The organism is Allobosea sp. TND4EK4 (assembly GCF_900156025.1).
In the GTDB taxonomy this organism is placed as follows: Bacteria; Pseudomonadota; Alphaproteobacteria; order Rhizobiales; family Beijerinckiaceae; genus Allobosea.
The window spans coordinates 146843-172463 of record NZ_FTMO01000006.1 but is presented as its reverse complement, the minus strand read 5'-3'; the positions used below and the strand labels follow the sequence as shown (position 1 = coordinate 172463).

Sequence of the window (25621 nt, the reverse complement as noted above, 5' to 3'; positions counted from 1 at the left end):
CGCCCTAAGAACCGCGGCAAGCCAACAGGCCACGTCTCGGCGCCCGCTTTGTCACAAGGCGGGGCGCGTCCGTTACGATACCCGGCCCGATCGGGAGCGGCCGGCATCCGGAGGATCCCTGTGAAGAACATCGGTCAGTTCAACGCCGCCCAAGACTCCGAGGGCTTCGGCTTCCGCAAGCTGGCGGCGGTTCGCTGGAACCTCGAGGCGCCGCAGCTCTATGAAGAATCCCTGCGTCGCGGGGAGTCCGAGCTGGCGCGTGGCGGCGCGCTCTGCGCCGATACCGGCACCCATACCGGCCGCTCGCCGAAGGACAAGTTCACGGTGCGCGACGCGCTGACCGAGAACACCGTCTGGTGGGACAACAACAACGCGATGAAGCCCGAGCAGTTCGAGACGCTGCTGGCCGACTTCATCGCCCATGCCGAGGGCAAGGAGCTCTTCGCGCAGGATCTCTATGGCGGCGCCGATCCGGCCCACCGCGTCAAGGCCCGCGTCTACACCGAGCTGGCCTGGCACTCGCTGTTCATCCGCAACCTGCTCATCCGGCCGGAGCGCGCCGAGATCGACGGTTACGTGCCCGAGATGACGATCGTCGACCTGCCGAGCTTCAAGGCGGATCCCGCCCGCCATGGCTGCCGCAGCGAGACCGTCGTCGCGATCGACTTCACCCGCAAGATCGTCCTGATCGGCGGCTCGGCCTATGCCGGCGAGATGAAGAAGTCGGTCTTCACCTATCTGAACTACGTGCTGCCGACCAAGGGCGTGGTGCCGATGCACTGCTCGGCCAATGTCGGCCCGAAGGACGACCCGGCGATCTTCTTCGGCCTCTCCGGCACGGGCAAGACCACGCTTTCGGCCGACCCGGAGCGCACCCTCATCGGCGACGACGAGCATGGCTGGTCGAAGGAAGGCATCTTCAATTTCGAGGGCGGCTGCTACGCCAAGACGATCCGCCTCTCGGCCGAGGCCGAGCCGCAGATCCACGCCGCCTCGCTGCGCTTCGGCACGGTGCTCGAGAACACGGTGATGGACGAGATCACCCGCGAGGTCGATTTCGACGACGAGAGCAAAACCGAAAACACCCGCTCGGCCTATCCGCTCGACTTCATCCCGAACGCCTCGCGCACCGGCCGCGCCGGCATCCCGAAGAACATCGTGATGCTGACCGCCGACGCCTTCGGCGTGATGCCGCCGATCGCCAAGCTCACCCCGGCGGAGGCGATGTACCACTTCCTCTCCGGCTACACCGCCAAGGTCGCCGGCACCGAGCGCGGGCTGACCGGCGTCACGCCGGAATTCTCGACCTGCTTCGGCTCGCCCTTCCTGCCGCGGCACCCGTCCGAATATGCGAACCTGCTGCGCGACTTCATCGCCAAGCACCATGTCGATTGCTGGCTGGTGAACACCGGCTGGACCGGCGGGCAGTACGGCACCGGCCGGCGCATGCCGATCCGCGTCACCCGCCGCCTGCTCTCGGCCGCGCTCGACGGCTCGCTCAACCGCGCCGACTTCCGACGCGACCCCTATTTCGGCTTCGCGGTGCCGACCTCGGTGCCCGGCGTCGAGCCGCATATCCTCTATCCGGTGAAGACCTGGGCCGACAAGGCCGCCTTCGCCGAGACGGCCAAGAACCTGACCGAGATGTTCGCCAAGAACTTCGCCAAGTTCGAGGCCCATGTCGACGATGCGGTGAAGGCGGCGGCGCCCGCGAGTTCGCTGGCCGCCTGAGACCACCTGCCGAAACCATGCTAGGAGAGGCGGCGATGAGCCGCCTCTTTTTCGTTGTGCTGAAGCTTCTGCTGATGCTCCTCATTCTCGGCGCCACGCTGTGGGGCGCCGGCCTGCTGTTTTTCCGGCTGCCTGGCGCCATGGGCGTCGTCGCCGCGCTCGGATTCGGGCTGGCAGGCCTCGCCGGGCTCATTGGGCTCTGGACGCAGGAGCCGCGGCTGCCGCTCGGCTTTGCCATGCTGCTTGTCTCCCTGCTCGGGTGGTGGGCGACCCTGGCGCCGTCGCACCAGCGCGACTGGATCCCCGAGCTCGCGCATCTGCCGGTGATCTCGCGCGACGGCGATGTCCTCACCGTCTCGAACCTGCGCGACTTCAGGTGGCGGACGGAGCAGGATTACGACCAGCGCTGGGAGACGCGGCGCTACGATCTGGCGAAGATCACCGGAACGGATGTCTTCCTGAGCTACTGGACCGGGGAGGCGATCGCGCATCTGCTCGTCTCCTTCACCTTCTCCGATCAAGCGCCCCTGACCTTCTCGGTCGAGATCCGGCGGCAGCAGGGGCAGGATTACTCCGCGCTGGCCGGCTTCTTTCGCAGCTACGAGATGGCCTATGTCGCGGCCGACGAGCGCGACATCGTGGCGCTGCGCACCAATGCCCGCCGCGAAGATACGCGGCTCTACCGGATCAACGCCTCGCCGGCCCAGTCGCGCGACCTGCTGCTGGCCTATGCGCGCGACATCAACGACCTTGCCGCCAGGCCGCGCTGGTACAACACGCTGACGACGAACTGCACGACGGTGGTCTTCCATCTCGTCGGACAGGTCGCACCAGCCTGGAAATTCTCGCTGCCGCTCGATCCGCGCGTGCTGCTCTCGGGCTATCTCGCCGGCTACCTCCAGCAGATTGGCGCGCTCAACCAGCATGTCCCGCTCGCGGAGCTGACAAGGCTCGCCCGCATCAGCGACAAGGCACGCACGCTCTCGCCGGACGACCCGGATTTTTCCGCGAAGATCAGGGAAGGCGTTCCCGCGGGAGGGCCTTGAACGGCTCCGCCATTGCGAGGCGTCCAACGCCGAAGCAATCCGCGGAGACCGGGATCAACCGTTGGACCCGATCCCTGTGGATTGCTTCGCTGCGCTCGCCATGACGGCGAATACGGCTCCCGCTGACTTTACCGGAAGAACAGCAGCGTCTGCACCAGGAAGAGCGGGATGAGGATGCCGCCCGACCAGAGCATGTAGCCGAAGAAGCTCGGCATCCTGACCTTCCGGTCCTTGGCGATGGCGTAGACCATGAAGTTGGGCGCATTGCCGATATAGGTGTTGGCGCCCATGAAGACCGCGCCGGCCGAGATCGCCGCCAGCGTCAGCGCCCCGGTCATCATCAGTTCCCTCGCATTCCCGCCAGCCAGCTCGAAGAAAACGAGATAGGTCGGCGCATTGTCGAGGAACGACGAGAGGATGCCGGTCAACCAGAAATAGGCGACGGTGTCGTGGCTGCCATCGGCGTGGTTGACCAGGCCGACCAGCCCGGAGAAGGCCCCCTCGCGCCCCGCCTGCAGCATCGCCAGCACCGGAATGATGCAGACGAAGATGCCGGCGAAAAGCTTCGCGACCTCGAGGATCGGCCCCCAGGAGAACTCGTTGCCGGCGCGCACGGGCCGCGGCGTCAGCCAGAGCGACAAGCCGGCGAGCCCGAGCAGGATCAGGTCGCGCGCAAGGTTCTGCCATTCGACGGCAACGCCGTGGACGGTGAAGGCCACTCCCGGCTTCCAGTTCGCGGAGAGCAGGATGGCTGCGACGACACCGGCCAGCAGCGGCAGGTTGACCTTGCCCCAGAGCTTCAGGTTGCGGTCCGGGGTTGGGTCCTTCAGCGGCGGCATGCCGGCATCGCGGCGGTAGAGAAAGCTGTCGATCGCGTAGAACAGCGCGAGAAGGACGATCACGGCAAAGCCGGTCTCCGGCAGGAGATGCGTCGTCGTCCAGAAGAAATCGACGCCGCGCAAGAAGCCGAGGAAGAGCGGCGGGTCGCCGAGCGGCGTCAGCGAGCCGCCGATATTCGAGACCAGGAAGATGAAGAAGACTACGACATGGACGTTGTGGTGCCGCTCGTCATTGGCCCGCAGCAGCGGCCGGATCATGATCATCGACGCGCCCGTCGTGCCGACGAGGCTCGCCATCACCGTGCCAATGGCGAGGATCGCGGTGTTGGTCGCCGGAGAGCCGTGCAGGTTGCCGGTGATCAGGATGCCGCCGGCGATGGTGAAGAGAGCGAAGAGGAGGATGATGAAGGGCAGGTATTCGAGCAGCGCAGTGTGCAGCAAGGCCGCCAGCGAGGCGTCGATCCCACGCAGCAGAACGAGCGGTACCAGCAGCAGAAGTGCCCAGAACGCAGCGAACTTGCCGTAATGCAGTTCCCAGAGGTGGGGAAAAAGGATCGGGCCGAGCGCGATCGAGAGCAGCATGCCGGCGAAAGGCAGGGCCCAGAGAGGGCCCATGCTCGCGCCGCCGATCTCGCTCGCGAAGGCCGTCCCCGGTACCAGCGTGGCCAGCGCCACGCAGGCGAGCCCCTTGCCCCAACCCCGCATGGCCGTTCCCCGGTTAAGGCTTGGGCGCGTCGAAGGTCGGCGGGGCGCTGAAGTCGAAGCCTCCCGGCCCGCCGATGCCCGGCACCTGGATCTGCTCGAACTGCTTGTCGATCGCCTTCTGGTCGAGCTGCACCGCGGACGCCTTGTAGTGCATCACCATCTGCGGGAAGAGCACGACCAGCGCCACCATGATGCACTGGATCACCACGAACGGCACGGCGCCCCAATAGATCTGCGCGGTGGTGACGGGCTCCATCATGCGGCCGGTGACGCGGTCCCTGTAGGGGTTTTTCGGCGCGACGGAACGCAGGAAGAACAGCGCGAAGCCGAAGGGCGGGTGCATGAAGGAGGTCTGCATGTTCACGCCCAGGATGACGCCGAACCAGATCAGGTCGATGCCGAGCTTCTCGGCCGCGGGGCCGAGCAGCGGCACGATGATGAAGGCGAGCTCGAAGAAGTCGAGGAAGAAGGCGAGCAGGAAGACCATGATGTTGACCACGATCAGGAAGCCCGTCGACCCGCCCGGCAGACCGACCAGCAGATGCTCGACCCAGACATGGCCGTTGACGCCGTAGAAGGTCAGCGAGAAGACGCGGGCGCCGACCAGGATGAAGAGCACGAAGGCCGAGAGCTTGGCGGTCGATTCCACGGCCTGCTTCAGCAGGTCGAAGGTCATGCGCTTCTTGCCAAGGGCAAGGAGGATCGCGCCAGCCGCGCCCATGGCGCCGCCTTCGGTGGGCGTCGCGACGCCGATGAAGATGGTGCCCAGCACGAGGAAGATCAGCGCCAGCGGCGGCACCATCACGAACACGACCTGCTCGGCCATGCGCGAGAGCAGGTTGAGGCCGAGCGCCTTGTTGACCAGCGCGATGATGAAGGAGACGCCGACGGCGATCGACATCGTCAGCACCACGAAGTCGGAGCCGGCCGCGACCTTGGTGTAGAACTTCATATAGGCGTAAGCGACGGCAAACGAGATGACCGTGACCACCAGCAGCGAGAAGCGCCGGGTCTGGCCATCCGCATCGCGCAGGGTCTGCGCCTCAGGCGGCAGGCCGGGCGCGCGGCGGGGCGCGATCATGGTGATGATGAAGACGTAGCCGGCATACATCGCCGAGAGCACGAGGCCGGGGATGAAGGCCCCTTCATACATGTCGCCGACGGAGCGGCCGAGCTGGTCGGCGAGCACGATCAGCACGAGCGAAGGCGGGATGATCTGCGCCAGCGTGCCCGAGGCCGCGATGACACCCGAGGCCAGGCGCCGGTCGTAACCGTAGCGGAGCATGATCGGCAGCGAGATCAGGCCCATCGAGATCACCGAGGCGGCAACCACGCCGGTCGTGGCCGCCAGCAATGCGCCGACGAAGATCACGGCATAGGCAAGGCCGCCACGCACCGGGCCGAAGAGCTGGCCGATGGTGTCGAGCAGATCCTCGGCCATGCCGGAACGCTCGAGGATGAGCCCCATGAAGGTGAAGAACGGGATCGCCAGCAGCACGTCGTTGTTCATCGTGCCGTAGATGCGTTCCGGCAGCGCCTGCAGGAAGTTCTCCTGGAACAGGCCGAGCTCGATGCCGAGGATCGCGAAGAGCAGGCCGTTGGCAGCGAGCGCGAAGGCGACCGGATAGCCCAGCAGCAGGAAGACGACGAGCGTCGCAAACATCACCGGCGCCATGTTGACGCGCAGGAAATCGCCGAGGCCGCCACCCGCGGCGAAGGCATCGCCGGTGTGCAGGCTGAAGAAGGCGAAGACGGTGAGCGCCAGCAGGAGCGCGGCGGCGCGCGAGGAGCGGAGCAGGGTCATGGCAGGTTTCCGATCGTCTCGCTGGCGGCTCACGAGGCCAGGCCCTGCTGCTTGGCCTGGTCGAGGAGGCGCTGGGCCTCCGCCTCAGCGGCGGCGGCGTGGCCGGCTGCCGCCTCCTGGTCCTCCAGCTCGCCGCGCATGATCGCGATCTGCTTGATGATCTCGGAGATGCCCTGGATCGTCAGCATCACGAAGCCGACGACGACCAGCCCCTTGGCCGGCCATTGCGGCAGGCCGCCGGCCGAAAGCGACTGCTCGCCGATGGCGTAGGAGCGCGTGAAGAACGGCCAGGAATGGTAGACGATCAGCAGGCAGAACGGCATCAGGAAGAAAATATGGCCGAGCAGCTCGATCCACTGGCGGACGCGCCGGGGCAGCGTGCTGTTCACGATGTCGATGCGGATATGCTCCTTCACCTGCATCGTCCATGACGCGCACATCAGGAAGACCGCGCCGAACAGCATCCATTGCAGCTCGAGCCAGGCGTTCGACGACATGTTGAACACCTTGCGGATGATCGCGTTCACGGTCGCGACGATCACCGCGACGAGAATCAGCCACGCGACCTTCTTGCCGATCTGGCTGTTGACCGCATCGATGACCCGGCTGACGGCTAGCAGACCCTTCACGTCGCTCGCTCCCCTCGCGATAAGTTCCGCCCGGCCATGCCGGGCAGGCCTGTCGGCCATGCGCTGGTGTTTCCGGTATAGGAGCGGCCGAAACGGCGCAAGACGGGGCCGGCCTTATCCATTAGACGAAAGCCTTAGGGCCGCTGGCCCGGCGGAGGCTGCGGCCCCCCCCGTGCCAGGCCCGTTCGTTATGTCCGCATTCATCAAAGTGCATTAAACCTCTCCGGGTCGCCCGTCGGGCCGACGGCCGATTCGAGCCCGCCCATTCGAGCCTGCCATGTGCCGTTTCCTCGCCTATTCCGGACTTCCCGTCTTTCTCGAGGACTTCGTCGCCTCGCCCTGTCATTCCTTGATCCACCAGTCGCTCCATGCCGAGGAGGCCAAGACGGGGACCAATGGCGACGGCTTCGGCGTCGGCTGGTACGGGGACAGGCCCGAGCCGGGGCAGTACCGCGAGGTCAGGCCGGCCTGGTCGGACGAGAACCTGCTTTCCATCGCGCGGCAGGTGCGCTCGCATCTGTTCTTCGCGCATGTGCGCGCCGCGACCGGCACGGCGACGACGCGGGCGAACTGCCACCCCTTCGTCCATGGCCGCTACATGTTCATGCATAATGGCCAGATCGGCGGCTATGGCGGCATCCGCCGCAAACTCGAGGCGCTGATCCCGGATTCGCTTTACGCCGCGCGTGCCGGCACCACCGATTCCGAGGCCCTCTTCTTGCTCGCTCTCGCGCATCTCGAACAGGGCTTCACGCCGGGCGAAGCGCTGGCGGCCGCGATCGGGGATGCGCTGTCGCTCATGCTCCTTTCCGGCACGCGCGAGCCGCTGCGCTGCGCGGCCGCGCTCGCCGACGGCGAGACGATCCACGCCGTGCGCTGGTCCTCCGACGCCAAGCCGCCGAGCCTCTATCTTTGCGAGAAGCCCGACAGCATCGTCGTCGCCTCGGAGCCGGTTGATGCGGCGCGCGAATGCTGGCACGCCCTGCCCTGCAACACGCTGGCGACGGTTTCGGCCGGCCGCGTGACGCTGACGCCGCTCACCATCGCGCTGAACGAAGCGGCCTGAGCCTGCCGCACAGCCGCCTCGCGGCCGATGGCTCTCGACAAGGCCTCCCGGCTGGGCCAAGCACGGCGCCCCACGACCCTTTCAGGACGAGAGCCGCCATGAGCGCCCCCGCCATTCCGGCCGATGCCGGCCGCATCGCCCTGCTGGGCTGCCCGATCGAGGTCGGGGCGTCGCAACGCGGCGCGCTGATGGGTCCCGCCGGTCTGCGCACCGCCGGCCTCGCACGGGTCCTTGAAAGCCTCGGCTACAGCGTTCAGGACCATGGCGACATCCTGCCGCGTGACCTGACTCCGGTGGGAGGCGCCGCGCCCGAGAATGCGCGCTTCTACCATGAGATCGCCGCCTGGATGCGGGCGCTCAGCGCCCGCTCCTACGAGATCGCCCGCTCGGGCGCGACGCCGATCTTCCTCGGTGGCGACCACAGCCTGTCGATGGGCTCTGTCAACGGCGTCGCCCGCCATTGGGCCGAGCAGGGCCGCAGCCTCTTCGTGCTCTGGCTCGACGCCCATGCCGACTACAACATGCCGGCGATCTCCCCCTCCGGGAACATGCACGGCATGTCCTCGGCCTTCCTCTGCGGCGAGAGCGGGCTCGACGACCTGCTCGGGCCTGAGCCGCGAGCCTCGATCACGCCTGCCCAGCTCAGCCTGTTCGGCATCCGCTCCATCGACCCGCTCGAAAAGGCCGCGGTGAAAGACCGCGGGGTGGACATCGCCGATATGCGGGCCATCGACGAGCATGGCGTCGGCGTGCTGATCCGGCAGGTGATCGACAAGGTGCGCGCGGCCAACGGCGTGCTGCACGTCTCCTTCGACGTCGACTTCCTCGATCCGCCGCTGGCGCCCGGCGTCGGCACCACCGTGCCCGGCGGCGCGACCTATCGCGAGGCGCATCTCGTGATGGAGCTGCTGCACGATTCCGGACTGGTGCGCTCGCTCGACATCGTCGAGCTCAACCCGTTCCTGGACGATCGCGGGCAGACGGCGCGGCTCGCGGTGGAACTGGCGGGCAGCCTGTTCGGCCAGCAGATCACCGATCGGCGCACCCCTTCGAACGCCATCGGCGCGGCCTGAGGCGTACTGCCTCGGTCGCGCTTGCGCCGGGCTTGGCAGGCAACCCCAGGCAGGTTCCTGCGCCGACGATCCTTCAGGCGCCACAGGCGAGCGGGCCCGCCCGGAGGAGCGTCGCGACGGTTGACATATGTGTTATGTTATACTGTAACAAATTTCTCCTTGTTACAGATCGAGCGCCTCCGATGCCTTCTTCCGACCTGTTCGTCGACCGGCGCCTGCCGGTCACGGTCCTCTCCGGCTTTCTCGGCGCCGGCAAGACCACCCTGCTCAACCACATCCTCAACAACCGCGAGGGCCGGCGCGTCGCCGTCATCGTCAACGACATGAGCGAGGTGAACATCGACGCCGATCTCGTGCGGGAGGGCGGCGCCAACCTGTCGCAGACCGAGGAGCGGCTGGTCGAGATGAGCAATGGCTGCATCTGCTGCACCCTGCGCGACGACCTGCTGAGCGAGGTGCGCCGCCTCGCCGCCGAGAAGCGGTTCGACTACCTGCTGATCGAAGGCACGGGCATCGCCGAGCCGCTGCCGATCGCCGCGACCTTCTCCTTCCGCGACGAGAAGGACCGCTCGCTCGACGACGTGGCGCGGCTCGACACCATGGCGACGGTGGTCGATGCGCTGAACCTGCTCAAGGACTACGACAGCCGCGACTTTCTCGCCGATCGCGGCGAAACGGCCGGGGAAGGCGATCAGCGCACGCTGGTCGATCTGCTGGTCGAGCAGATCGAGTTCGCCGACGTGGTGGTGATCAACAAGGCGAGCGAGGTCACGGCGGACGAGCTGGAGAGAGTCAGGCAGGTGGTGCGGGGGCTGAATGCCGACGCGCGCATCGTCGAGGCCGATTTCGGCCGCGTGCCGCTCGATCGATTGCTCGACACCCGGCTCTACAGCGAGGAGAAGGCGCAGAACCACCCGCTCTGGCACAAGGAGCTCTACGGCTTCGACCAGCATGTGCCGGAGACCGAGGAATACGGCATCCGTTCCTTCGTCTACCGGGCGCGCCGCCCCTTCCATCCAGGCAAGCTGCACGCTTTCATGGACGCACTCTGGCCCGGCCTGATCCGGGCCAAGGGCCATTTCTGGCTGGCGACGCGGCCGCACTGGGTCGGGGAGTATTCGCTGGCCGGGCGCATCGCCCGGACCGAGGGCATGGGGCGCTGGTGGGCGGCGGTGCCGAAGGAGCGCTGGCCGCGCTCGGAAGAGTTCCAGTCGCTGATGCGCAAGCACTGGTCGCCGACATGGGGTGACCGGCGCCAGGAGATGGTCTTCATCGGTGGCCCGGCGATGGACGAGGCTGCGATCCGCGCAGCGCTCGACGCCTGCCTGACCGGCAGCCCTGCCACCGGGATGACGCAGGCGCTGCTCGGGCTGGAAGACCCCTTTCCGCAATGGGACCGTTCGGCGGCCTGACCGCTCAGGCCACGGCGGCGGGCTTCGGCGCCACGCGGATTTCGGGCGCCGCGCGCATCAGCATGCCGAAGAGATCGCGCGGATCGTCCGGATCGGCGATCAGGTCGAGTTCGGCATAGGTGCCGGCCTCGCGGATGCGGGCGTGGACGTAGCGCAGCGCCGAAAAATCCTCGATCGCGAAACCGACCGAGTCGAAGAGCGTGATCTGGCGCGGATCGGAGCGGCCGGGCTTCTGCCCGGCGATGACCTGCCACAGCTCCTCGACCGGGTGATCGGCCGGGAGCTGCTGGATATCGCCTTCGACGCGCGTCTGCGGCGGGTATTCCACGAAGATGGCGGAGCGCCTCAGCACGTCCGGATGGATCTCGGTCTTGCCGGGGCAGTCGCCGCCCACCGCGTTGATGTGAATGCCGGCGCCGACCATGTTGTCGGTCAGGATCGTCGCCTGCTGCTTGTCGGCAGTGACGGTGGTGACGATCTGCGCCCCCTCCACCGCCTCCATCGCGCTGGCGCAACGGGTGATGCGGAAGCCGTGCCGGGTGAGGTTGCGGGCGCATTTGTCGGTCGCGGCCGGGTCGATGTCGTGGAGCCGCAGGCTCTCGATGCCGAGCAGCGCGCGGAAGGCGAAGGCCTGGAACTCCGACTGGGCCCCGTTGCCGATCAGCGCCATCGTCGCGGCGTTCTTGGGCGCCAGATATTTCGCCGCCACTGCCGACATCGCCGCGGTGCGCAAGGCGGTCAGGATCGTCATTTCGGAGAGCAGCACCGGATAACCGGTCGCGACGTCGGAGAGCAGGCCGAAGGCGGTCACCGTCTGCAGGCCGGCCTTCATGTTGCGCGGGTGGCCGTTGACGTATTTGAAGCCGTACAGCGTGCCGTCGCTGGTCGGCATCAGCTCGATCACGCCATCGAGGCTGTGCGAGGCGATGCGCGGCGTCTTGTCGAAGCTCGGCCAGCGCCGGAAATCCTCCTCGATCGCCGCCGCGATCTCCGACAGCATCCGCTCGATGCCGATCGCATGGACGAGCTTCATCATGTCGTCGACGCTGACGAAGGGAACGACGTTGAGCGGGTTCGACATGCAGCCTCGCGCGAGCGTTTCAAAGACCCATTGCAGCGGGTTTCGGCGGCAGGAGGAAGAAGCCGGATCGCGCAGGATGCGCACCGATTTGCCCGATCTGGTTAAAGCGATTATCCAATCCGGATGATCGACGAGACGGATCGCAAACTCATCACGCTGCTGCGCCATGATGGGCGGCGCAGCATCTCCGACCTCGCGGCCGATCTCGGCCTGACCCGCGCGACCGTGCGCGCCCGGCTCGAGAAGCTGGAAAAGGCCGGCGAGATCGTCGGCTTCACCGTGATCCTGCGCTCGGACGCGATCGATCTGCCGGTGCGCGGCATCACCATGATCGAGATCTCGGGACAGGCGGCGGATGCGGTGATCGCGGCGCTCTCCGGCTTCAGCGAGGTCTCCAGCGTGCACACCACGAACGGGAAATGGGACCTCGTGGCCGAACTCGGCACCTCGGACCTGATCGCCTTCGACCAGGTGCTGCGCCGCATCCGCATGATCCCCGGCGTTGCCAACAGCGAGACCAGCCTGCTGCTGGCCACGCCGCGCAGCGTCAAGGCGCGGCTCTAACGCTGGCTGCGGGACAAGCGCCGCGCCCCGGACAAGCCCGGATGACGAGGTGTTTGCGCGCTTGTCTCAGTCGTCGTCCGGCAGGGCGGCGATCGGCAGGGCGCTGGAGCGCTTGACCTGGCCCAGCGCGAAGCTCGACTCGATCGAGGCGACGCCGTCGAGGCGCGTCAGCTTGTCCTTCAGGAAGCGCTCATAGGCCGGCAGGTCGCGCACGACGATACGCAGCAGATAGTCGCGCTGGCCGGTCATCAGGTAGCAATCCACGACCTCCGGCCACCGCGCCACCGCCTGCGAGAAGCGGTCCAGCTCGTCCTCGCGCTGGCGTTCCAGCTTGACGGAGACAAAGACGCTGATCGGCAGGCCGACCTTGGTCTGGTCGATGATCGCGGCATAGCCCTGGATGACGCCCGCCTCCTCCAGGATGCGGATGCGCCGGGCGCAAGGGCTGGCGGAGAGGCCGACCCGCTCCGACAGCTCCTGCACCGAGAGGCGAGAATTGCTCTGCAGCTCGGCGATGATCCTGCGGTCGAGCGCATCGAGGCGCGGGCGCGGCATTCGTCTCCTCCGGGATGGAACGGCCCTTCTTACAGGACCGCGAGCATCCCGCCATCGACATAGATGATCTGGCCGTTGACGTAGTCCGAGGCCGGCGCGGCGAGGAAGACCGCGGCGCCGACGATCTCGTCCGGACGGCCCCAGCGCTTCGAGGGCGTGCGGCCCTTGACCCAGGCGTCGAAGGCCGGGTTTGCGATCAGCGCCTCGTTCATGTCCGTCAGCATGTAGCCCGGCCCGATGGCGTTGGCCTGGATACCGTGCTCGGCCCATTCGGCGGCCATCGCCTGGGTCAGCATCTTGATGCCGCCCTTGGCCACCGTATAGGGCGCGACCGTGGCCCGCGCGAGCGCGCTGGTGAGCGAGCCGATGTTGATGACCTTGCCGTGGCCGCGCGCGATCATGCGCTTGGCCGCCTCGCGCCCGATGACGAAGGCGGAGGTCAGGTTGGTGTCGATGACGCGCTGCCAGTCGGCCGTGGCCAGTTCGACCATCGGCTTGCGGAACTGGATGCCGGCATTGTTGACGAGGATGTCGACGGCGATGCCCTCGGCGTCGAACCGCTCGAAGGCAGCGACGATCTGGTCTTCGGACGTCACGTCGAAGGCCGCGGCATCGGCGTCATAGCCGGCCTGGCGCATCTCCTTGACCGCCGCGTCCGCGCGGGCGGCGTCGGTGCCGTTGACGAGGATGCGCGCGCCGGCCTTGGCGAGGCCTTCCGCCATGGCGCGGCCGAGGCCGCGGGAGGAACCGGTGACGAGGGCGGTCCGGCCGGTGAGGTCGAAGAGCGGGTTGGTCATGGGCACTGGCCTCCAACAGTCATGGTGATGCGAAGCAACCTCGCCGTCCTCCCGGACAAGCCGCGCGAGCGGCGCCGATCGGGTATCCATGCCGGAGCGTCCCGGCAGGTTCAGGCATGGATCCCGGGCCTGCGCTTCGCTCCGCCCGGGATGACGGCACGTTTGAAGCCCGAGAGCGGAGACTACAGGCTCGAGCGGCGCACGGTCAGGTCCGAACGCTCGAACACCGCCGGCAGCAATTCGACGCCCAGGCCCGGCGCCTCCATCGGGTAGACATAGCCGCCCTCGATGCGCGGCATCTCTGTCACCAGCTCCTTGTACCAGCCGGTGTAGAAGGCCCGCACCGATTCCTGGATCAGCGTGTTGGGCTGGCTGAAGGAGGCGTGGATCGCGGCGATGAAGCCGACCGGGCCGATGCAGTCATGCGGCGCGAAGGGGCGGTGATAGGTCTCGGCCATGGCGGCGATCTTGCGGCCCTCGGTCAAGCCGCCGGTCCAGCACAGATCGGCCATCACGACATGCATCGCGTCGCGGTCGAGCATGTCCTTGTAGGGGAAGCGCGAGCCCAGCGTCTCGCTCGCCGTCACCGAAACCGTCGTCGAGCGGGCGAACTCGGCCAGCGCCTGCGGCGAATTCATCCGGATCGGGTCCTCGTACCAGCTCGGCTCGTACTGCTCGAGCACGCGGGCGATCTTGATCGCGGTCGGCAGGTTCCAGAGCGAATGGAACTCGACCATGATCTCCATCCTGTCGCCGACGGCCTTGCGGATCTTCTCGAAGGGCTCGCAGGCCTTGCGCATCTGGTCGGGCGTGATGAACAGGCCCTGGTTCTCGATGGCAGGCGGATCGAAGGGCCAGATCTTCATCGCGGTGATGCCGCTCGCGAGCAGGCTCTCGGCGACCTCGTCGGCGCGGGTCATGAAGCCGTGCAGATCTTCATAGGGGCCTTCGGCCGCGCCGAAGTTCCAGGTCGAGACCGGCTTGATGTTGTGCGAGCGGACATATCCGTAGCCGGCGCAGGTGTTGTAGATGCGCTGCTTGTCGCGGCACAGCCCGCCCAGCATCTGATGCACCGGCTGGCCGCAGACCTTGCCGAAAATGTCCCACAGGGCGATGTCGACCGCCGAGGTGGCGCGCGATTCCGCCCCCGTCGAGGCCTGCGCCATCGGCAGGTTCGTCATCTCCTTGTGCAGCGCCTCGATATGCAGCGGGTTCTTGCCCAGCAGCCGCATCGCCAGCGTGTCGTGCAGATGCGCCTCGACGGAGGCCGCGCCGTAGAAGGTCTCGCCGAGCCCGACGATGCCGGCATCGGTATGCACCCGCACCCACAGGACATTGGCAAACTCTTCCGTCCGCAGGGTCTCGATCGCGGTGATCTTCATGGTTGCTTCCCCTGGCTCGGCCTCGGCTTCGACTTTGGTCGAGCGGCCTGCGTGCTTTTGTGCGCGTCGCCGCCATCCTAGACTGGCCGGGCGCGGCGCCGACCATAAGAGCGCTTGTAAAATATCACAACATGTTTATCGTTCCGGGAAAGGCCATCGAAGAGCCTGCCGGAACGTCGCATCCACGGCGAGCCGTGCCTTTGGGAGGAATCGATGGCTGCACGGAAGGCCAAGCCGCAGCTGGTCTTGCAGGATTCGCTGGACCCGCCGCCGCGGCGCAACCGGCTGAACTTCTTCGAGCTCGCCTATGAGCGCATCGAGGCGATGCTGATCGACTGCCAGCTCAGGCCCGGCCGTCTGCTGACGATGCAGGATCTGCAGGAGATGACCGGCTTCGGCCGCACCCCCGTGCACCACGCCGTCAGCCGGCTGGCGGCCGATACGCTGATCACGGTACGTCCGCGCCACGGCCTGCAGATCGCCCCGATCGACCTTGCCCGCGAGCGCCTTCTGCTGAAGCTGCGCCGCGACCTCGAACGCTTCGTCGCCCGCCTTGCGGCGGAGCGGGCCGGCCCGATGCACCGCAACCAGATGCTGCACATGGCCCGGCTGCTGCGCGACAAGCGCGAGGAGATGACGCTGGCGGCCTTCAACCCGCTCGACCGGCGCATCGACCAGATGATCCTGTCGGCGGCGGGCGAGCCCTTCCTCGAGCACACGCTGCGGCCGCTGCACACGATCTTCCGCCGCATCGGCCACATCTATCACAGCCATGTCGCGACCCCCGCCGACCTCAGCGGGACGATCGACCACCATCTCGCCTTGCTCAACGGCATCGCATCCTCCCAGGCCGACCGTGCCATCGCCGCGTCGGACGCGCTCGTCGGCTTCGTCGACGGCATGTTCGACGAGCTCGAGAAAACCGTCGATCCCGCGCTGCTCGACTGCAGCATCGAACCGCTCCTGCCTCATCAACCCGGCTGACCCCCATCATGCGCATTGTCTTCCACGGCGAGAACGCCGCTTCCTTCAGCCACGGCTTTGCCGAGCGACTGGGCCAGCCCGCCGAGATCGCGCTGCTGCCCGACACGCTGGCGAGCGAGGCCGACCGGGCGGCCTATGCCGCGGCGGAGGCGATCATCGGCGTGAAGTTCGATGCGAGCCTGCCGAGCCCGGCCGGGCTGAAGCTGTTCCATGTCCCGGGCGCCGGCTACGACATGGTCGATCTCCCGGCCCTGCCGGCCGCGACGGCGGTCTGCAACTGCTTCGGACACGAGCAGGCCATCGCCGAATACGTCATGAGCGCGATCCTCTCCCGCCATATTCCGCTCGCCGATGCCGACGCCCGCCTGCGCCGGGGCGACTGGACCTACTGGGCGGGCGCTCCCGAGCGCGTCCATGGCGAGATCGCGGGCAAGACCATCGGCCTCCTCGGCTTCGGCCATATCGGCAAGGCCATCGCCGCCCGTGCCAAGGCCTTCGAGATGACGGTCCATGTCGCCAATCGCAGCAAGGTGGCGACCTCCGCCCTCGTGGACCGCGCCTTCACGCTCGACGCCCTCGGCGATTTCTGGGGCTCGGCCGACATCATCGTCGTCTCGGTGCCGCTGACCGCGGAGACCAAGGGCATCGTCGCCGCCGCCGCCTTCGCCGCGATGCGGCCGGACGCGGTGGTGATCAATGTCGGGCGCGGCCCGACCATCGACGAAGAGGCGCTCTATGCGGCGCTGAAGGACAAGCAGATCGGCGGGGCGATCATCGACACCTGGTATCGCTACCCCTCTGCTGGGGACAGCAAGCCGCTGCCGTCGAATCTGCCTTTCCACGAGCTTTCAAACGTTTTAATGACCCCGCATATGTCCGGATGGACAAGTGGCACGATCAGCCGCAGGCAGGGGGTCATCGCCGACAACATCAGGCGGCGTTTCGCGGGCGAACCGCTCGTCAACGTCGTGCGTGAAGGCGCCTGACCTTTTTCCATTCCCAGAGCCGGCCAGCAAGAGCCGGGTTCAAGATCGGCGGCAGCGCCGCAGCAGAGAGGAAACGAGCATGACCTTCTTCAAGCATCTCCGCATCGCGGGCACGTTGCTGGCGCTCGGCGCCGGCATGATGGCCGCCAGCCAGGCCTCGGCCCAGTCGGTCACCGACATCGTCAAGCGCGGCAAGGTGCGCATCGGCGTCCTGATCGGCGCCCCGCCCTATGGCTCCGTCGATTCGACCGGCAACGCCATCGGCTATGACGCCGACGTCGCGACCCTCGTCGCGAAGTATCTCGGCGTGCCGATGGAAGTGGTGCAGCTGACCCCGCCCTCGCGCATTCCCGCGCTGGAAGCCGGCAAGGTGGACTTCCTCGTCGCCACCCTGGCGCCGACGCCCGAGCGCGCCCGCGCGGTGATGTTCACCAGCCCCTACAGCGCCTTCCAGATGGGCATCTACGCCAAGAAGGGCACGCCGATCAAAACCTGGGCGGACCTCAAGGGCCGCACCGTCGGCGTCAACCGCGGCTCCAGCGTCGAGCGCGAATTCACCAACCGCGAGAAGGAGCTGAACCTCAAGATCCTGCGCTTCGAAGACGACGCCACCACGATGCAGGCGCTGTTCTCCGGCCAGGTCGAGGCGATCGCGGGCCCCGACGCCCAGGCGAATGCCGCCATCAAGGCGCGTGGCGAGACCGAGACCGAGGTGAAGTTCTTCTTCGGCATGCAGCCGAACTCGATGACCGTCCGCAAGGACGCCTATGAGCTGAAGCAGTGGCTCGACAACGTCATCTACTACATCAAGCAGAACGGCGAGCTCAACGCGATCTCGGAGAAGTGGGTCGGCGGCCCGCTGCCGCAGCTCCCGACCTTCTGAAGTCCAGCCGGCCTGACAAGGCCTGATATCGACCGCCGGCGGATCGCTCCGCCGGCGCCCGAGGCAAGGATATCCCGCCGATGCAATTCCAGTTCGAGCCGGTCATCGCCGAGAGCGACCGGATCATCCAAGGCGTGCTGCTGACGATTGGCCTGTCCTTCGGGGCGATCGTGCTGGGGCTGACGTTGGCGGTGCTGCTCGTCGCGGCCAAGAGCCTGTTCGGCCGCTGGGTCGGCCTGCTGGTCGACTCTTATGTCGAGCTGATGCGGAACACGCCCTTCCTGGTCCAGCTCTTCATGATGTTCTTCGGCCTGCCGCTGCTCGGCATCCGGCTGGCGGGCACGGAAGCGGCGCTGCTGGCGATGACGCTGAATCTCGGCGCCTACGCGACCGAGATCATCCGGGCCGGCGTGGACTCGATCCACCGATCGCAGATCGAGGCCGGCCTGTCGCTCGCGATGACCAAGCGCCAGGTCTTCCAGCATGTCGTGCTGATGCCGGCTCTGGCGCGCGTCTGGCCGGCGCTGTCCTCGCAATTCGTTCTGATGCTGCTGGCCTCCTCGATCTGCTCGTTCATCGCCGTTCCGGAACTTTCCGGCACCGCCGCGATCATCGAGCAGAACACCTTCCGCAGCTTCGAGACCTACATCATCGTGACGATCATCTACCTGGTGCTCGCGCTGACGCTGAAGGTCGCGCTGAACCAGCTGGGCCGCGCCCTCTTCCCGCGGGTCTCCAGCATCGACAGGCTCGACGCCAAGGCGGAGGCAGCCTGATGACCACGTTCGGCTGGCCCGAAATCCTCTTCCTGCTCCGCGCGGCGGGCTGGACGCTGCTGCTGACGGCGATCGCCTTCCTGATCGGCGGGGCCATCGGCGGCGTCTTCGCGATCATGCGGCTGTCGCGGATCAAGATCCTGCGCCGGATCGCCGCGACCTACATCCTGGTGATCCAGTCGATCCCCGTGCTCATGGTGCTGTTCATGAGCTATTACGGGCTGTCGGTGATCGGCTTCGAGCTGCCGCCCTTCCTGGCGGCTTCCGCCTCGCTCGCGATTTATGTCAGCGCCTATCTCGCCGAGATCTGGCGCGGCTCGATCGAGTCCGTGCCCTTCCAGCAATGGGAGGCGTCGTCCTCGCTGGCGCATTCGCGGGCGCAGACCTATCGCTACGTCATCCTGCCGCAGGCGATCCGGATCTCGCTGCCGCCGACGGTCGGCTTTCTCGTCCAGCTGGTGAAGAACACCTCGATCGTCTCGGTCGTCGGTTTCGTCGAGCTCGCGCGCGCCGGCCAGCTCGTCAACAACGCGACCTTCGATTCCTTCCGCGTCTTCGGGCTCGTCGCGCTGATCTACTTCGCGATCTGCTTCCCGCTGTCCCGGCTCAGCCGCCATCTCGAAAAGGTGATGAATGCCAGCCGTCCTCATTGACGACGTCCACAAGAGCTACGGCAAGCTCGAGGTCCTGAAGGGCGTCTCCCTCTCCGTCGAGACCGGCCAGGTCATCGCGCTGATCGGCCGCTCCGGCTCGGGCAAGTCGACGCTGCTGCGCTGCATCAACGGGCTCGAGGCCTTCCAGTCCGGCCGGATCGAGGTCGCCGGCCATGTCCTCGACCAGGACCCCAAGCATCTGCGCGAGCTGCGCAAGGATGTCGGCATCGTCTTCCAGAGCTACAATCTCTTCCCGCACCTCACGGTCGGGCAGAACATCATGCTCTCGCCGCGCATCACCAAGAACGTGCCGCAAGCCGAAGCGCTGGCGCTCGCCAAGGAGGTGCTGGCGCAAGTCGGCCTCTCCGACAAGTTCGACGCCTATCCCGACAATCTCTCCGGCGGACAGCAGCAGCGTGTCGCCATCGCCCGCTCGCTGGCGATGAAGCCGAAGGTGATGCTGTTCGACGAGGTGACTTCGGCGCTCGACCCGGAGCTGACGGGCGAAGTGCTGCTCGTGATGGAAAAGCTCGCCCAGGGCGGCATGACCATGATCCTGGTCACGCACGAGATGAACTTCGCGCGCAATGTCGCCAGCACCACGGTCTTCATGCATCAGGGCAAGATCTGGGAACAGGGCCCCTCGAAGGAGCTGTTCGCCAACCCGCAGACGCCGGAACTTCGCGGCTTCGTCACCGCCGGCGCGCATTGAGGCGACGCGCCGTGCGGCGCTTCTGCAGCCTCCCATAGGCGCTTCATTACACGGTCATCCCGGGCTTGCCCCGGGATGACGCAGTTCGACGGGGCGTCAGCCCTGAACGCCGCCTTCCGGCGCGGGCGGCGCCAGGCGCCCCTCCTCGGCCTTGTGGACATATTGCGAGGCGACCAGCCAGCCCTTGAGCGGCTGGAGCGGCGGGATGCAGGTGAGCAGGATCAGCGGCAGGGTCGTGACCAGATGCACCCAGCCCGGCGGGTCGTAGGTCAGCTCCAGCCAGAGCGGGAAAGCCACCGCCGGTACGCAGACGAACATCATCACGAAGAAGGCCGGGCCGTCCGCCGGATCGGCGAAGGAGTAGTCGAGCCCGCAATTCTCGCAAACCGGCTTGATCTTCAGGAAGCCCTCGAACATCCGCCCCTGGCCGCAGCGCGGGCAGCGGCCGCGCAGGCCGGTCTGGAGGGGGGACAGTGTCGGCCATTCGGTCTGGGCAGGCATGATCTCACTCGCGGTGCTGCGCCTCGGTCGGCGGCTTTGCTGGAGATCGCGCCAGCTTTGCCACAGATCAAGGCGCCAGCGTGACGCTGCGCCGAAACGCCGCGCCGGCTAGATATGCAGCGCGTGCCCCAGCGCCTTCATCGCCGCTTCCGGGAAGGCTTCCCCGAGCGTCGGATGGGCATGGATGGTGCCGGCGACGTCCTGCAGGGTCGCACCCATCTCGATGGCGAGCCCGAAGGCCGCCGAGAGTTCCGAGACGCCCTGCCCCACCGCCTGGATACCCAGAACGAGATCGTTGCGCGCATCCGCCACCACCCGCACGAATCCGGCCTCGCCATGGCGCGTCATCGCCCGGCCATTGGCCTGGAACGGGAACTGGCCCAGCTTGAGATCGTGGCCGGCCTGCTTCGCCTGCTCCGGCGAGAGCCCGACCGAGACGATCTCGGGATCGGTGAAGCAGACCGCCGGCATGGCGCGCTTGTCCCAGGCGCGGGCCAAGCCCGCGACGATCTCGGCCACCATCTCGCCCTGAGCCATGGCGCGGTGGGCCAGCATCGGCTCGCCGGTGACGTCGCCGATGGCGTAGATGCCGCGCATCGCGGTCTCGCAGCGCTCGCCGATGCGGACGAAGCGGCCCTCCATGTCGAGAACGAGGTTTTCGAGCCCGAGATCCTCGGTGACGGGCTTGCGGCCGACCGTGACGAGGATCCTGTCGGCCGGCAGCTCCCGCTCGCGCCCCTCGGCCGTCTCGATGCGCAGGCCGTCGCCCTTCGCCGTCGGGCCGAGGGCCTTGGCGCCCGGCAGCACCTCGACGCCGAGCGCAGTCAGCCGCTTGGCCACGGGCGCGGTCAGTTCGGCATCGTAGAGCGGCAGGATGCGCTGCTGCGCCTCCACCACCGTGACCTTGGCGCCAAGCTTGGCGAAGGCGGTGCCCAGCTCCAGCCCGATATAGCCGCCGCCGACCACGACCAGGCGCTTCGGCACCTCGGTGAGCGCAAGCGCTCCCGTCGAGGAGATCACGTTGCCGCCGAAGCGCAGGAAGGGCAGCTCGACCGGGGCAGAGCCGGTGGCGATGACGATCGCCTCGGCATGGATCGTCTTCGGACCGGTCTCGGTGTCGACGACGACCGTCTTGCCGTCGCGGAAGCGGGCGCGGCCCTGGACGATCTTCACCTTGGCCTTGCGCAGCAGGCCGCCGACGCCGCTGTTGAGGCGCTGGACGATGCCGTCCTTCCAGGCAACGGCCTGCTTCAGGTCGAGCTTCGGCTCGGCCGAGGTGAGGCCGAAGGGCGTCTTGCCGGCCGCCGCCTCGGTGGCCTTCTCGAACTCCTCGGCGACATGGATCATCGCCTTGGACGGGATGCAGCCGACATTGAGGCAGGAGCCGCCGAGCTTGCCGCTCTCGACGATGACGGTGTCGAGGCCGAGCTGCCCGGCGCGGATGGCGCAGACATAGCCGCCGGGCCCGGCTCCGATGACGAGGAGCTTGCAGGTGATGTCGGTCATGAACGGTCTCCGCCATCGAAGGCGCGCATTTCTCGCCTGAACCACGCCTTCATCCCGGGCGTGGCCCGGAATCCATGCCGGAGCGCTTCCGACGGAGACTCAGGCATGGATCCCGGATCTCCGCTGCGCTGCGTCCGGGATGACGTCGTGTTTCCGCGCTTCACCGCATCACCCATCGATAAACAGCGTCGCCGGGGTCTCCAGCAGCTCCTTCAGCCGTTGCACGAAGACGGCGGCGTCCCAGCCGTCGACGACGCGGTGGTCGAAGCTGGAGGAGAGGTTCATCATCTTGCGCGGCACGAAGGTCGCGCCGTCCCAGACCGGGCGCATGGCCATCTTGTTGACGCCGACGATGGCGACCTCCGGATGGTTGATCACCGGCGTCGTCGCGATGCCGCCCATCGCGCCGAGCGAGGTGATGGTGATGGTCGAGCCGGTGAGCTCGTCGCGCGTCGCCGTGCCGTCGCGGGCGCGGTCCGCGATGCGGGAGAGTTCGAGCGCGCAGCCCCAGAGATCGCGCGCCTCGGCATGCTTCACCACCGGCACGATCAGGCCCGACGGCGTCTGCGTCGCGATGCCGATGTCGATCGCGGCATGGCGACGGACGATACCCGCCTCGTCGTCATAGAGCGCGTTCAGCCCCGGCTGCTCGGCGAGCGCCTTGACCATGGCGCGCATCAGGAAGGGCAGCACGGTCAGCTTCGGCCGCTCCGCCGTCGGCTTCCTGTTGAGGGCCGCCCGCAGCTCCTCGAGCGCGGTCATGTCGACCTCCTCGACGATGGTGATGTGCGGGATGCGCGACTTCGACAGCGCCATCTTCTCGGCGATGCGGCGGCGCAGGCCGACCACCTTCACCTCGGTGACGGCGCTCTTCTCGACCAGCCCACCGCCGCGCGCTGGCTCGGGGCCGCGCAGCAGGAAGGCGTCGATGTCCTCATGGGTGATGCGGCCGGCCGGGCCGCTGCCCTGGACCTGGCGCAGGTCGACGCCGGCCTCGCGGGCCTTCAGGCGCACGGCCGGCGAGGCGAGTGGCTTTTCTCCGGCGGCTCGGCGCTGGACGGCGACCGCTCCGAGGCGAGCCGGGGCGGGCTTCGGCGGCGCGACCGATGCGGCCGGCCCGGCGGGAGCCGGTTGCGCCGCAGGCCGCTCGGCTTTCGGCGCGGGCGGGGCGGGAGCCGGCTTCTCGGCAGGCGCGACATCGACAGCCTCTTCGGCTGCCGCGCCGCCCTCGCCCGCCACCTTCAGCTTCACGATGACCGAGCCGATCGGGACCGTGTCGCCAACCTCGGCGCCGATCCAGGTGACCTCGCCATCGGTCGGCGCGGGGATCTCCACTGTCGCCTTGTCGGTCATCACCGCGGCGAGCAGATCATCCTCGCGGACGATGTCGCCGATCTTGACGTGCCATTCGACCAGTTCGGCCTCGGCGATGCCCTCGCCGACGTCGGGCAGCTTGATGATGCGCTCGGCCATCAGCGGGCCTCCACGATGTCGCGCAGCGCCTGGCCCAAGCGGGCGGGGCCGGGGAAATAGTCCCATTCCTGCGCATGCGGATAGGGCGTGTCCCAACCGGTGACGCGCATGACCGGCGCTTCCAGATGATAGAAGCAATGCTCCTGCACCAGCGCGGCCAGCTCGCCGCCGAAGCCGGAGGTCAGCGTCGCCTCGTGCAGCACGATGCAGCGGCCGGTCTTCTCGACCGAGGAGACGATGGCCTCCAGGTCGAGCGGGACAAGGGTACGCAGGTCGATGACCTCGGCGTCGATGCCGGTGTCCTCGGCCGCCGCCAGTGCGACATGCACCATGGTGCCATAGGCGAGGATGGTGACGGCCGAGCCCTCGCGCCGCGTCGCCGCCTTGCCGAAAGGCACGGTGTAGTGGCCTTCCGGCACCTCGGAGAGCGCGTGCTTCGACCAGGCCGTGACCGGCCGGTCGTGATGCCCGTCGAAGGGGCCGTTATAGAGCCGCTTCGGTTCGAGGAAGATCACCGGGTCCGGGTCCTCGATGGCGGAAATCAGCAGGCCCTTGGCGTCGTAGGGGTTGGAGGGAACGATCGTCTTCAGCCCCGCGACATGGGTGAAGAGGGCTTCCGGGCTCTGGCTGTGGGTCTGGCCGCCGAAGATGCCGCCGCCGGTCGGCATGCGGATCACCAGCGGGCAGGTGAAATCGCCGGCCGAGCGATAGCGCAGCCGCGCCGCCTCCGAGACGATCTGGTCATAGGCCGGATACATGTAGTCGGCGAACTGGATCTCGACGCAGGGCTTGAGGCCATAGGCGGCCATGCCGATCGCCGTGCCGACGATGCCGGCCTCGCTGATCGGCGCGTCGAAGCAGCGCGAGACCCCATATTTCTGCTGCAGGCCATGGGTGCAGCGGAAGACGCCGCCGAAATAGCCGACATCCTCGCCGAAGACGACGACATCGTCGTCGCGGTCCATGGCGACGTCCATGGCAGAGCGGATCGCCTCGATCATCGTCATGCGCAGCATGAGATGCTCCCCCCGTCATTGCGAGCCAAGCGAAGCAATCCAGCCGGCCCGCTCGACGTCCCCCTGGATTGCTTCGTCACTGCGCTCCTCGCAATGACGGCGTGATGCTCGCGCGCCGAGGCCATCCTCACACCCCGATCTGCTGGCGCTGGCGGCGCAGATGCGGCGGCAGCTCGGCATAGACGTCCTCGAAGATGTCGCGCGCCGAGGGCTTGCCGCCGGAATGCAGGGTGCCGAAGCTCTCGGCCTCCTTCTGCGCGGCGATGACGGTGGCGAGGATTTCGGCCTCCGTCTGCTTGTGCCGCTCCTCCGACCAGGCGCCGATGGCGATTAGGTGCTGCTTCAGCCGGATCAGCGGGTCGCCCAGCGGCCAATCGTCGGATTCGTGCTTGGGGCGATAGGCGGAGGGGTCGTCCGATGTGGAGTGCGCGCCGGCGCGGTAGGTGACGTACTCGACCAGCGTCGGCCCCAGGTTGCGGCGGGCCCGCTCGATCGCCCATTGCGCCACCGCATAGGTGGCGAGGTAGTCGTTTCCGTCGACGCGCAGCGCCGGGATGCCGAAGCCCAGGCCGCGGGCAGCGAAGGTGCCGGAGCCGCCGCGGGCGATGCCCTGGAAGGTCGAGATCGCCCACTGGTTGTTGACGACGTTGAGGACGACCGGCGCCTTGTAGGTCGATGCGAAGACCAAAGCGGCATGGAAATCCGATTCCGCCGTCGAGCCGTCGCCGATCCAGGCGGCGGCGATGCGCGTGTCCTGCTTGATCGCGGACGCCATCGCCCAGCCAACAGCCTGCACGAACTGCGTCGCGAGATTGCCGGAGATCGTGAAGAAGCCGTGGTCCTTCGATGAATACATGATCGGGAGCTGGCGCCCGCGCAGCGGGTCGCGCTCGTTCGAGTAGATCTGGTTCATCATGTCGACGAGCGGGTAGTCGTTCGCGATCAGCAGCCCGGCCTGGCGATAGGTCGGGAAGTTCATGTCGCCGGGCTTCAGCGCGATGCGGAAGGCGCAACTCACCGCCTCCTCGCCGGTGTGCTGCATGTAGAAGGAGGTCTTGCCCTGGCGCTGCGCCATCTGCATGCGCGCATCGAAGGCGCGCAGCGTCATCATGTGCCGCAGGCCGCGGATCAGCTCGTCCTGGCCGAGGTCCGGCACCCAGGGGCCGACCGCCTGTCCCTCGCGGTTGAGCACGCGGATGATCGAATAGGCGAGGTCGCGGATGTCCTTGGGGTCGACATCGACCGGGGGGCGGTCGACCGTGCCGGCGCGCGGGATCACCACATGCGAGAAGTCGGGTTTTTCGCCCGGCCGGCTCGCGGGCCTGGGAACATGGAACTGCAGGGGCTGTGGCGCAGCCGATCCGGACCGTGCCGCCGCCGGCCTGCTCGCCTCGTCACCGCTCATGCGCCTCTCCCTGCCTGGCCTCTGCCCATCGCGCCGCGACGA

The 25621-nt window shown here is 67.4% G+C and carries 24 protein-coding genes; 12 read left to right on the top strand and 12 right to left on the bottom strand.

The genetic code is table 11. The features are described 5' to 3' along the window. Positions 1-120 precede the first annotated feature (120 nt). Positions 121-1731, top strand: coding sequence for a phosphoenolpyruvate carboxykinase (locus BW981_RS13105; protein WP_076439811.1), 1611 nt, complete (start codon positions 121-123; stop codon positions 1729-1731). 35 nt (positions 1732-1766) lie between these two features. Beyond that, positions 1767-2777, top strand: a complete 1011-nt coding sequence (locus BW981_RS13100; RefSeq protein WP_076439809.1) for an Lnb N-terminal periplasmic domain-containing protein — start codon at positions 1767-1769, stop codon at positions 2775-2777. Between the two features lie 128 nt (positions 2778-2905). Here the strand turns inward: BW981_RS13100 and BW981_RS13095 are convergent, their stop codons facing one another. The 3 genes from BW981_RS13095 to BW981_RS13085 all read right to left on the bottom strand — a co-directional run bounded on the left by BW981_RS13095 (position 2906) and on the right by BW981_RS13085 (position 6754). Further along, positions 2906-4321, bottom strand: a complete 1416-nt coding sequence (locus BW981_RS13095; protein ID WP_076439807.1) for a sodium:proton antiporter — start codon at positions 4319-4321, stop codon at positions 2906-2908. A gap of 13 nt (positions 4322-4334) precedes the next feature. Next, the gene (locus BW981_RS13090) at positions 4335-5996 is read right to left on the bottom strand and encodes a TRAP transporter large permease (protein ID WP_076439940.1); all 1662 of its coding nucleotides are present in this window, start codon (positions 5994-5996) and stop codon (positions 4335-4337) included. A gap of 158 nt (positions 5997-6154) precedes the next feature. Next, complete coding sequence (locus BW981_RS13085; RefSeq protein WP_076439938.1) at positions 6155-6754, bottom strand: TRAP transporter small permease subunit; 600 nt, start codon at positions 6752-6754, stop codon at positions 6155-6157. Positions 6755-7031: 277 nt separating this feature from the next. On the opposite strand from BW981_RS13085, the gene BW981_RS13080 reads away from it, so the two are divergent. The 3 genes from BW981_RS13080 to BW981_RS13070 all read left to right on the top strand — a co-directional run bounded on the left by BW981_RS13080 (position 7032) and on the right by BW981_RS13070 (position 10305). After that, positions 7032-7820, top strand: coding sequence for a class II glutamine amidotransferase (locus BW981_RS13080; RefSeq protein ID WP_076439805.1), 789 nt, complete (start codon positions 7032-7034; stop codon positions 7818-7820). 98 nt (positions 7821-7918) lie between these two features. Continuing rightward, positions 7919-8893 carry an arginase gene (gene rocF / locus BW981_RS13075; RefSeq protein WP_076439803.1) on the top strand — a complete coding sequence of 325 codons (975 nt, stop codon included), beginning with the start codon at positions 7919-7921 and terminating at the stop codon, positions 8891-8893. A gap of 182 nt (positions 8894-9075) precedes the next feature. After that, the gene (locus tag BW981_RS13070) at positions 9076-10305 is read left to right on the top strand and encodes a GTP-binding protein (RefSeq protein ID WP_076439801.1); all 1230 of its coding nucleotides are present in this window, start codon (positions 9076-9078) and stop codon (positions 10303-10305) included. Between the two features lie 4 nt (positions 10306-10309). Here the strand turns inward: BW981_RS13070 and BW981_RS13065 are convergent, their stop codons facing one another. Continuing rightward, on the bottom strand, positions 10310-11386 hold the full coding sequence (locus tag BW981_RS13065) for an ornithine cyclodeaminase (RefSeq protein WP_076439799.1): 1077 nt from the start codon (positions 11384-11386) through the stop codon (positions 10310-10312). 126 nt (positions 11387-11512) lie between these two features. Here BW981_RS13065 and BW981_RS13060 point away from each other — a divergent pair, with 126 nt between their 5' ends. Beyond that, positions 11513-11950, top strand: coding sequence for an Lrp/AsnC family transcriptional regulator (locus BW981_RS13060; RefSeq protein ID WP_076439936.1), 438 nt, complete (start codon positions 11513-11515; stop codon positions 11948-11950). Between the two features lie 66 nt (positions 11951-12016). Here BW981_RS13060 and BW981_RS13055 read toward each other — a convergent pair whose 3' ends face one another. From BW981_RS13055 to BW981_RS13045, 3 genes are all read right to left on the bottom strand, one after another. Then, complete coding sequence (locus BW981_RS13055) at positions 12017-12505, bottom strand: Lrp/AsnC family transcriptional regulator (RefSeq protein WP_076439796.1); 489 nt, start codon at positions 12503-12505, stop codon at positions 12017-12019. Positions 12506-12534: 29 nt separating this feature from the next. Next, complete coding sequence (locus tag BW981_RS13050) at positions 12535-13302, bottom strand: SDR family oxidoreductase (RefSeq protein ID WP_076439793.1); 768 nt, start codon at positions 13300-13302, stop codon at positions 12535-12537. A gap of 182 nt (positions 13303-13484) precedes the next feature. Then, positions 13485-14684 (bottom strand): mandelate racemase/muconate lactonizing enzyme family protein, encoded by a 1200-nt coding sequence (locus BW981_RS13045; RefSeq protein WP_076439791.1) that lies wholly within the window; start codon positions 14682-14684, stop codon positions 13485-13487. A 213-nt stretch (positions 14685-14897) separates the two neighbouring features. Here BW981_RS13045 and BW981_RS13040 point away from each other — a divergent pair, with 213 nt between their 5' ends. The 6 genes from BW981_RS13040 to BW981_RS13015 all read left to right on the top strand — a co-directional run bounded on the left by BW981_RS13040 (position 14898) and on the right by BW981_RS13015 (position 19678). Continuing rightward, positions 14898-15668 (top strand): GntR family transcriptional regulator, encoded by a 771-nt coding sequence (locus tag BW981_RS13040; RefSeq protein WP_076439788.1) that lies wholly within the window; start codon positions 14898-14900, stop codon positions 15666-15668. 8 nt (positions 15669-15676) lie between these two features. Continuing rightward, on the top strand, positions 15677-16654 hold the full coding sequence (locus tag BW981_RS13035; RefSeq protein ID WP_076439786.1) for a 2-hydroxyacid dehydrogenase: 978 nt from the start codon (positions 15677-15679) through the stop codon (positions 16652-16654). 79 nt (positions 16655-16733) lie between these two features. Beyond that, positions 16734-17537, top strand: coding sequence for a transporter substrate-binding domain-containing protein (locus BW981_RS13030; protein ID WP_076439784.1), 804 nt, complete (start codon positions 16734-16736; stop codon positions 17535-17537). 80 nt (positions 17538-17617) lie between these two features. Beyond that, positions 17618-18313, top strand: coding sequence for an amino acid ABC transporter permease (locus BW981_RS13025; protein WP_076439782.1), 696 nt, complete (start codon positions 17618-17620; stop codon positions 18311-18313). Then, positions 18313-18966, top strand: coding sequence for an amino acid ABC transporter permease (locus tag BW981_RS13020; RefSeq protein ID WP_076439781.1), 654 nt, complete (start codon positions 18313-18315; stop codon positions 18964-18966). Before BW981_RS13025 ends, BW981_RS13020 begins: the two co-directional genes overlap by 1 nt. Further along, complete coding sequence (locus BW981_RS13015; RefSeq protein ID WP_076439779.1) at positions 18947-19678, top strand: amino acid ABC transporter ATP-binding protein; 732 nt, start codon at positions 18947-18949, stop codon at positions 19676-19678. Before BW981_RS13020 ends, BW981_RS13015 begins: the two co-directional genes overlap by 20 nt. A gap of 96 nt (positions 19679-19774) precedes the next feature. On the opposite strand, the gene BW981_RS13010 is transcribed toward BW981_RS13015, so the two are convergent. The 5 genes from BW981_RS13010 to BW981_RS12990 form a co-directional block, all read right to left on the bottom strand. Next, on the bottom strand, positions 19775-20179 hold the full coding sequence (locus BW981_RS13010; protein ID WP_076439777.1) for a DUF983 domain-containing protein: 405 nt from the start codon (positions 20177-20179) through the stop codon (positions 19775-19777). 108 nt (positions 20180-20287) lie between these two features. Continuing rightward, positions 20288-21685 carry a dihydrolipoyl dehydrogenase gene (gene lpdA / locus BW981_RS13005; RefSeq protein WP_076439775.1) on the bottom strand — a complete coding sequence of 466 codons (1398 nt, stop codon included), beginning with the start codon at positions 21683-21685 and terminating at the stop codon, positions 20288-20290. Positions 21686-21853: 168 nt separating this feature from the next. After that, positions 21854-23158, bottom strand: a complete 1305-nt coding sequence (locus BW981_RS13000; protein ID WP_076439773.1) for a dihydrolipoamide acetyltransferase family protein — start codon at positions 23156-23158, stop codon at positions 21854-21856. Beyond that, entirely contained in the window at positions 23158-24174 is a 1017-nt protein-coding gene (locus BW981_RS12995; RefSeq protein ID WP_076439771.1) for an alpha-ketoacid dehydrogenase subunit beta, read from the bottom strand. The genes BW981_RS13000 and BW981_RS12995 overlap by 1 nt, the downstream gene beginning before the upstream one ends. Before the next feature lie 127 nt (positions 24175-24301). Then, positions 24302-25579 carry a thiamine pyrophosphate-dependent enzyme gene (locus BW981_RS12990; protein ID WP_244560312.1) on the bottom strand — a complete coding sequence of 426 codons (1278 nt, stop codon included), beginning with the start codon at positions 25577-25579 and terminating at the stop codon, positions 24302-24304. Positions 25580-25621 lie beyond the last annotated feature (42 nt).

Coding starts and splice junctions, on each gene's coding strand:
- BW981_RS13100 (WP_076439809.1), top strand. CDS start 1,767: ATGAGCCGCCTCTTTTTCGTTGTGCTGAAGCTTCTGCTGATGCTCCTC.
- BW981_RS13095 (WP_076439807.1), bottom strand. CDS start 4,321: ATGCGGGGTTGGGGCAAGGGGCTCGCCTGCGTGGCGCTGGCCACGCTG.
- BW981_RS13090 (WP_076439940.1), bottom strand. CDS start 5,996: ATGGCGCCGGTGATGTTTGCGACGCTCGTCGTCTTCCTGCTGCTGGGC.
- BW981_RS13080 (WP_076439805.1), top strand. CDS start 7,032: ATGTGCCGTTTCCTCGCCTATTCCGGACTTCCCGTCTTTCTCGAGGAC.
- rocF (WP_076439803.1), top strand. CDS start 7,919: ATGAGCGCCCCCGCCATTCCGGCCGATGCCGGCCGCATCGCCCTGCTG.
- BW981_RS13070 (WP_076439801.1), top strand. CDS start 9,076: ATGCCTTCTTCCGACCTGTTCGTCGACCGGCGCCTGCCGGTCACGGTC.
- BW981_RS13065 (WP_076439799.1), bottom strand. CDS start 11,386: ATGTCGAACCCGCTCAACGTCGTTCCCTTCGTCAGCGTCGACGACATG.
- BW981_RS13055 (WP_076439796.1), bottom strand. CDS start 12,505: ATGCCGCGCCCGCGCCTCGATGCGCTCGACCGCAGGATCATCGCCGAG.
- BW981_RS13050 (WP_076439793.1), bottom strand. CDS start 13,302: ATGACCAACCCGCTCTTCGACCTCACCGGCCGGACCGCCCTCGTCACC.
- BW981_RS13045 (WP_076439791.1), bottom strand. CDS start 14,684: ATGAAGATCACCGCGATCGAGACCCTGCGGACGGAAGAGTTTGCCAAT.
- BW981_RS13040 (WP_076439788.1), top strand. CDS start 14,898: ATGGCTGCACGGAAGGCCAAGCCGCAGCTGGTCTTGCAGGATTCGCTG.
- BW981_RS13035 (WP_076439786.1), top strand. CDS start 15,677: ATGCGCATTGTCTTCCACGGCGAGAACGCCGCTTCCTTCAGCCACGGC.
- BW981_RS13030 (WP_076439784.1), top strand. CDS start 16,734: ATGACCTTCTTCAAGCATCTCCGCATCGCGGGCACGTTGCTGGCGCTC.
- BW981_RS13025 (WP_076439782.1), top strand. CDS start 17,618: ATGCAATTCCAGTTCGAGCCGGTCATCGCCGAGAGCGACCGGATCATC.
- BW981_RS13020 (WP_076439781.1), top strand. CDS start 18,313: ATGACCACGTTCGGCTGGCCCGAAATCCTCTTCCTGCTCCGCGCGGCG.
- BW981_RS13015 (WP_076439779.1), top strand. CDS start 18,947: ATGCCAGCCGTCCTCATTGACGACGTCCACAAGAGCTACGGCAAGCTC.
- BW981_RS13010 (WP_076439777.1), bottom strand. CDS start 20,179: ATGCCTGCCCAGACCGAATGGCCGACACTGTCCCCCCTCCAGACCGGC.
- lpdA (WP_076439775.1), bottom strand. CDS start 21,685: ATGACCGACATCACCTGCAAGCTCCTCGTCATCGGAGCCGGGCCCGGC.
- BW981_RS13000 (WP_076439773.1), bottom strand. CDS start 23,158: ATGGCCGAGCGCATCATCAAGCTGCCCGACGTCGGCGAGGGCATCGCC.
- BW981_RS12995 (WP_076439771.1), bottom strand. CDS start 24,174: ATGCTGCGCATGACGATGATCGAGGCGATCCGCTCTGCCATGGACGTC.
- BW981_RS12990 (WP_244560312.1), bottom strand. CDS start 25,579: ATGAGCGGTGACGAGGCGAGCAGGCCGGCGGCGGCACGGTCCGGATCG.